A 1,072-nucleotide genomic window follows, 5' to 3' on the forward strand; every position below is an offset into this window, starting at 1 on the left:
CGCCCGACCGGCGCTCGTCGGGCGCACCCGACGCACGATCCGTTGGCGCAGCCGGCGGGCCGTCGGTGGACGCGCCCGACCGTCGATCCGCAGGCCCGGCCGACGCACGACCCGCAGGCCCGCCCCCCAGCCCGTCCACCCCCGCGAAATAGCCCGCCGGATCCTGACTCCGCACCAACGCGGTCGCCTCCGGAGGCAACCAGACGTCCGACGGATGCTGGATCGTCAGTCGGTCGAGGAAGTCAGACGGACTGGGCCGGTCCCGCGGGTCCTTGGCCAGGCAGGCCGCGACCAGGGGGCGCAACTGCCCGGGAACGTCCGTGAGATCAGGCTGTTCGTGGACGACCCGGTAGGGCCACGCGGCCGCCACCCCGTCCCCGAAAGGCGCACGCCCGGCCGCCTGCCCGAGCACCACACCCAGGGCGAACATGTCCACGGCGGGAGTGAGCGAGCCCCCGGTGAGCTGTTCCGGTGCGAGGAAGCCGAGGGTGCCGATCTGGAAGCCGGTCTGCGTGAGGGCCGTACCGTCGAGGGCCCGTGCGATGCCGAAGTCGATGACCCGGGGGCCGTCCTCCGCGACGATGATGTTGGCGGGTTTCAGGTCACGGTGGATGACCCCCGCCTGGTGGATCGCCGCGAGCGCCTCGGCGAGGCCGGCGGCCAGAACGGTGAGCGTGTCCGCGGGCAGGGGGCCGACCCGGTCGAGGACGGCCTGCAGCGTGGGCCCGGGAACGTACGCCGTCACCAGCCAGGCCGGGTCGCCGTGCGGGTCGGCGTCGACGACCGGCGCGGTGTGGAAACCGCCGACCCGGCGCGCCGCGGCCACCTCATCGGCGAACCTGCGCCGGAAACCCGGTTCCGTGCCCAGTTCGGGCCGTACGACCTTGACGGCCACCGCCCGGCCCGACCGCGACCGGCCGAAGTACACGACGCCCATCCCGCCCTGGCCGAGCCGTCCGACCAGCCGGTATCTCCCCTCCCCGACAGAGGCGGGATCACCCGCTCGGAGCGGTTTCATGACTCCCCCATCTCGCCTCTCCGGCAAGGCGGTCGGCCCTCATCGGCCCCGACC

1 protein-coding gene is annotated in these 1,072 nt (G+C 74.0%); it reads right to left on the minus strand.

Annotated features, from left to right (window positions below; all coding sequences use genetic code 11):
* Window positions 1-1,018: serine/threonine-protein kinase (locus tag AC31A1_RS51825; protein ID WP_489659981.1), on the minus strand; the 1,018-nt coding region annotated here is incomplete at its 3' end.
* Window positions 1,019-1,072: the final 54 nt, after the last annotated feature.

The sequence above is a fragment of the Streptomyces sp. P5F9 genome, assembly GCF_057961495.1.